This window comes from Streptosporangium sp. NPDC001681, assembly GCF_040298085.1.
Taxonomy (GTDB): domain Bacteria; phylum Actinomycetota; class Actinomycetes; order Streptosporangiales; family Streptosporangiaceae; genus Streptosporangium.
The window spans coordinates 1-5719 of sequence record NZ_JBEOZN010000248.1 but is presented as its reverse complement, the minus strand read 5'-3'; the positions used below and the strand labels follow the sequence as shown (position 1 = coordinate 5719).

At 68.1% G+C, this 5719-nt stretch carries 5 protein-coding genes and 1 pseudogene; 1 reads left to right on the top strand and 5 read right to left on the bottom strand.

Annotated features, from left to right (window positions below):
* The coding region (locus ABT130_RS46790) for a DeoR/GlpR family DNA-binding transcription regulator (protein ID WP_350930422.1) at positions 1-305 on the bottom strand (305 nt) is incomplete at its 3' end.
* Between the two features lie 577 nt (positions 306-882).
* On the opposite strand from ABT130_RS46790, the gene ABT130_RS46785 reads away from it, so the two are divergent.
* A complete protein-coding gene (locus tag ABT130_RS46785) occupies positions 883-1131 on the top strand; it encodes an SAV_915 family protein (protein WP_350966380.1) in 249 nt (82 codons plus the stop codon).
* Between the two features lie 243 nt (positions 1132-1374).
* Here the strand turns inward: ABT130_RS46785 and ABT130_RS46780 are convergent, their stop codons facing one another.
* The 4 genes and pseudogenes from ABT130_RS46780 to ABT130_RS46765 form a co-directional block, all read right to left on the bottom strand.
* Positions 1375-2043, bottom strand: coding sequence for a response regulator (locus ABT130_RS46780; protein ID WP_350966379.1), 669 nt, complete (start codon positions 2041-2043; stop codon positions 1375-1377).
* Positions 2040-4577: a DUF4118 domain-containing protein gene (locus tag ABT130_RS46775; protein WP_350966381.1), complete on the bottom strand. Its 2538-nt coding sequence runs from the start codon at positions 4575-4577 to the stop codon at positions 2040-2042. The genes ABT130_RS46780 and ABT130_RS46775 overlap by 4 nt, the downstream gene beginning before the upstream one ends.
* Positions 4578-4585: 8 nt before the next feature.
* On the bottom strand, positions 4586-5446 hold the full coding sequence (locus ABT130_RS46770) for a potassium-transporting ATPase subunit C (RefSeq protein ID WP_350966378.1): 861 nt from the start codon (positions 5444-5446) through the stop codon (positions 4586-4588).
* Positions 5447-5719: pseudogene (locus ABT130_RS46765) on the bottom strand (potassium-transporting ATPase subunit B); the annotation flags it as partial. It abuts the gene before it with no gap.

Below are 5719 nucleotides of genomic sequence, written 5' to 3'. Positions count from 1 at the left end.
GTGCCCGCGTCAATCACGATCGCGCCATCTTGCGGCAACTCGGCCAGCGCCGCCTTGGCGATACGCTCCTTCTCCGCCGTCATCACCTCATCGCGCGTCGCGAGGGCGGGCTCGAAACCGAGGCGCTCGACCGGGATCGCCCCGCCGTGCACGCGCCGCAGCACACCCGAACGCTCCAACGCGGTCAGGTCCCGGCGGATCGTTTCAGTTGTGACGCCGAACCGTTCCGCCAGGGTCACCACGTCGACCCGCCCGGCGGCCCGGGCCTCACACAGGATCTCCTGCTGCCGTTCCTCGGCGTACATCCTGTTGGTTCACCGCCGTTTCAATGTTGTTTTATATGTCTTTATACCCGAGTATGTTGCGTGTCAAGGGTCGATGAGAACCGCTCTGTCGTGAGTTTCATGAACCTGTGACCTCCACGCACCGGCTCATGATCATGCTGGGCGTCTGTCGAAGAACTGCCCGCCCTCGCGCTCCCGCATTTCGTCCGCGTCACAGGTGGGACGGTGCGCATCCGGACACGGGGTCGCGAACCGTCAGCGGTACGCCCACGGTCGAGGTGCACCGCACAGAACCGACCGAACCAGAAGACCCACCACGTTTTCCCGGCTCATCGCCGCGCCACCACGAATTGCCTGCCGATCATTGCCATCCTCCAGAGAACGTCGTTGACGGTGGGAGCCGACGACCTCTGACGCGTTCACTGCACCGAAGCGGCCGATCCTGCCGCTTCGGTGATGTCGGCGCTGGTCGGAGCCACACCACGTCAACGCGTCGTAAGTACTTCCGCGATTGCCGTCTTGATCCCGTAGCGATCGCGCTCATGCTCCCCGCTCGGCTCTAGCGTCGCTGGTGTACGAGTTCTCACCAGGAGGAAGCATGTTGTACGTCCCGGTCCGTCAAGGCGCGTTCAGCACATCGCTGCGCCTGTTCAGGACTGCTGCGGGGAAGCGGACGGCGGTCGCCTTCACCTCACCGATGCGCCTGGCCAAGGTGCTCGGCTCCGATCAGCACTGGGTACGGCTCAGCGAGCCCGCGCTCAGGAGCATGCTCAAGGAACTGGACACCATCGGCATCGTGATCGACCCCGCAGGGACGATGGCCCGGCACTCCGCCAAGACCGCATGATGTGCGTCATCGAGGCGATCGCACGGGGAGCGAGGAGCGGCGGTTCGGCCTGTCGATCGCGGCGGGCGGTGCCGCGGCCCGGGTGCCGGCGCGGGGCTCGCCGGCCTGATGCGCGGGGAAGTCGGCCTCTGATCGAATGCGAGAAGCGTGGACGGTCACTCGGCTGCCCGCGCTTCGTCGTTGCCGGTCAGGGATCCCGAAGCACCGTGAGCAGCTCCAAACCGGTGAGCGGCCTGAAGCCGATCAGGCCTTGAAGCGGTACCCCATACCGGGCTCGGTGATCAGGTGGGCTGGATGCCCGGCGTCGCGTTCGAGTTTGCGCCGCAGCTGGGCCATGTACTGCCGTAGATAGTGGGTCTCCTTGACGTACTTGACCCCCCACACCTCGGTCAGCAGCTGCCGCTGGCTGACGAGCTTGCCCGGGTTGTGTAGCAGGATCTCCAGGATGTGCCATTCGGTCGGCGTCAGCCGTGCCCCGCCGGAGATCGTCTTGTTGGTCAGGTCCACCACGTGGTCGCCGATCGTGATGCTGGCCAGCTCCGCCTCCTGCGCGGACGTGCGGCGCGACACCGCGCGGATCCTGGCCAGCAGCTCGTCGATGCCGAACGGCTTGGTGACGTAGTCGTCGGCACCGGCGTCGAGGGCGTCGACCTTGTCCTGGTTGCCTGCCCTGCCGGACAGCACGATGATCGGCATCGAGGTCCAGCCGCGCAGCCCGTGAATGACGTCGACGCCGTCGAGGTCGGGCAGCCCGAGGTCGAGCACCACCAGGTCGGGATGCCAGTCGGCCGCCTGGCGCAGGGCCGCACCCCCGTCGGTGGCCACCGCCACCTCGTAGTGGCGGGCGATCAGGTTGATGCGAAGCGCCCGCAGGATCTGCGGTTCGTCGTCGACGACGAGAATGCGTGTCATGCGATCACGGCTCTGGACGAGATGGGCAGCGTCAAGATCATGGTGAGACCTCCCCCTGGTGTCTCTTCCGGTACGAGGGAGCCGCCCATCGCCTCGGTGAGCCCCCTGGAGAGCGCGAGACCGAGGCCGACCCCCGATTGGTTGTCACGATCGCCGAGCCGCTGGAACGGCTTGAAGACCTGGTCATGTGCTTCTGGCGGAATCCCTGGACCGCGGTCGATCACCCGGATCTCCACGTGGTCGCCGTACCAGCTGCCGGTGACCAGCACCCGCTCGCCTGGCGGGCTGTAGCGGACGGCATTGGACATCAGGTTCACCAACACCCCCTCCAGCAGGGCGGGGTCGGCGACCACCTCAGGCAGCTCGACGGAGATGTCCCCCTTGACGCGATCCCGGAGCGGGCCCAGGTCGTCCATCGCCCTGGGCACGACCTCCTCCAGGGCGACCGGCTGGAGGGCGGGCCCGAGCACGCCCGCCTGCAGCCTGCTCATGTCGAGCAGGTTGTCCACCAGGCGATTCAGCTTGACCAGCGACTCGTCCGCCGTGGCGAGCAGCTCCTCCCGGTCCTCCGCGGACCAGTCGATCTCGGTGTTGCGCAGGCTCTCCACGGCGGCTCTGGCCGAGGCCAGCGGGGTGCGCAGGTCGTGGCTGACGGCGGCGAGCAGCGCGGTGCGCATCTTGTCGGCCTCGGCCAGCGGCCTGGCCCGCTCGGCTTCCTCCTCCAGCCGCTGCTGACGCAGCGCGACGGCGGTCTCCGCGGCGAACGCCTCGAGCACCCTGCGGTCGGAGGCGTCGAGCAGCCTCCCACGTACCGCGAGCACCAGGTTCTCGTCGATCACCACATCGGTGTCGGCGATTCCAGGGCTGGTGCACGGCTCGCCCCCGGAAGTGGCCACGATCCGCCACGCCTCCGGCTCCGACTGGTCGTCAGGGGTCGGCGGTCCCGTCCGCTCCAGGAGCGTGGCGGACGCGAGCCCGAACGTCTCCTTGATCCGGGCGAGCAGCGACGGCAGGGCGGCCTCGCCACGCAGGACGTGACCGGCGAGCGTCGACAGGACCTCGGCGTCCGCACTGGCCCTGGCCGCCTCTCTGGTACGGCGGGCCGCCACGTCGACCACCAGGCTCACCATGATCGCGACCAGCACATAGACGACGAGCGCGAGCAGGTTCTCCGGGTCGTAGATGGTGAACTGGTCGACCGGCGGCGTGAAGTAGTAGTTCAGCAGCAGGAACCCGCCGATGGCCGCCGTCACCGCCGGCCACATGCCCCCCACCAGGGAGACACCGACGACCATCAGTAGGAAGATCAGGATCTCGCTCGGCAGCGCCAGATCGTCCCTGAACGGGAAAAAACCCGCGGTCAGCGCGGGCATGCCGAGCATCGCCATCGCCCAGCCGATGATCCTGCGCTTGCGGGTCAGCGCGGCGCGCGAGCTCGCGTGGCGGCGGCCCTTCTTGACCTCCGCGTGGGTGATCATGTGGACGTCGATCGAACCCGACAGCGCGGTCGTCTCCACCCCGACGCCACGGGACAGGATCTGGGCGAACCTGCCCCGCCTGGACGCGCCGAGCACGAGCTGGGTGGCGTTCACCCCGCCGGCGAAGTCGAGCAGTGCGCGCGGGATGTCGTCGCCGACCACCTGGTGGTAGGTGCCGCCCATGTCCTCCACGAGGGTGCGCTGGCGGGCCAGGCTGGCCGGATCGCCGCCGGTCAGACCGTCCGCCCTGGTGACGTGGACGGCCAGCAGGTCGGCACCCTTGCTGCGCGCCGCGATGCGGGCCGCGCGCCGTACCAGGGTGTCGCCTTCCGGGCCGCCGGTGAGCGCGACCACCACCCGCTCGCGTGCTTCCCAGGTTTTGGCGATGCCCTGCTCGGCGCGGTAGCGGTCGAGCTGGTCGTCGACCTTTCCCGCGACCCAGAGCAGGGCGAGTTCGCGCAGCGCGGTCAGGTTGCCGATCCTGAAGTAGTTGGACAGCGCGGCGTCCACCTTCTCCGGTGCGTAGATGTTGCCGTGCGCCATCCGCCTGCGCAGCGCCTCGGGCGACATGTCGACCAGCTCGACCTGGTCGGCCCGCCGTACCACCTCATCCGGTATGGTCTCCCGCTGCGGAATGCCGGTGATCTGCTGGACGACGTCGTTGACCGACTCCAGGTGCTGGATGTTGACGGTGGAGACGACGTCGATGCCGGCGTCGAGGATCTCCTCGATCTCCTGCCAGCGCTTGGTGTTGCGCGAGCCTGGGATGTTGGTGTGCGCCAGCTCGTCGATCAGCGCCACCTTCGGCGCCCGCTCGATGACGGCATCGACGTCCAGCTCGGTGAAGTGGCTCCCCCGGTAGGCCAGCGTCCTGCGAGGGAGGACCTCCAGGCCGTCAAGCAGCTCGGCGGTGTGGGGGCGGTCGTGGGTTTCCACGAAACCCACGACCACATCCCTGCCACGCTCCAGCGCCCTGTGTCCCTCGTTGAGCATCGCGAAGGTCTTACCGACTCCGGGAGCCGCCCCGAGGTAGACCCGTAGCCGCCCGCGTGGCACCGCGATCACTACTCCTTGTCGAGGGCCAGGTTGAGTTCGAGCACGTTGACCGCGGGCTCGCCCATGAAGCCGAGGGCGCGCCCTGTGGTGTGCTCCTGGATGAGCGCCTTGACCCTGGCGAGGTCCGTTTTGCGCTCCTTGGCCACTCGCGGGGCCTGCAGGTCGGCGTAGGCCACCGAGATGTGCGGGTCGAGGCCCGAGGCGCTGGCCGTGACGGCATCGGCAGGCACCTCGACCTTCGTCACGCCGCCACGGATCGGGACGGTCTTTCCAGCGGCGTAGTCCTCGCCCGGCTTGCCGCACTCCACCTTCAGACCCTTGTACTCGGCGATGAAGGGGGTATCGGGGCAGGCCTGGTTGACGCTGACCGCGCGGTCGGAGAAGACCTTCAGCACCGCGCCCACACCGTCACCGGTGCAGTACGGCCTGGCGCCGCTGACGCCCTCCAGCTCACCGACCGCCCTGGAGCGGGCGCAGACCTGGGTGAGCAGGCTCTGCCTGCCCTCGTCCGGGTTGCCCTCGTCGTCCTTCGCGCCGGGGACGGGAAGGACGTCCAGGACATCCTCGGGCCCCAGGTTGCTAGCGGCCGTCGACTGCATGTCGTACCCGTCGCCCGCGGCCGACGGGCGGCTCTGGAAGTAGGTCCTGACCGGGTTGCCGTCCTTGTCGGTGAAGTTCTGGCCGATGATGGCGCTGCCCACGTCCTTGCCGTCCTGCTGGACGATCGAGCCGTTGGCGTTGCCGTTGAACAGGGCCTGGGCCACGCCGGTGGTGACCAGCGGGTAGATCACGCCGAGGAGCACCGTGAGGACGGCGACCGCCCTGATGGCCGCGAGGTGCTGGCGGATCCAGCTAGGTAGGCGTTCCATTTATGACATCCCCGGAAGGAACTGGATGAGCAGGTCGATGATCTTGATACCGATGAACGGGGCGATGATGCCGCCCAGTCCGTAGACGTAGAGGTTGCGGCTGAGCAGCTTCGACGCGCTCGAAGGGCGGTAGCGAACACCTCTGAGCGCCAGCGGGATCAGCGCGATGATCACCAGGGCGTTGAAGACGACCGCGGACAGGATCGCCGACTGCGGGCTGGCCAGACGCATGATGTTCAGCGCGTCCAGGCCGGGATAGACCGCCGCGAACAT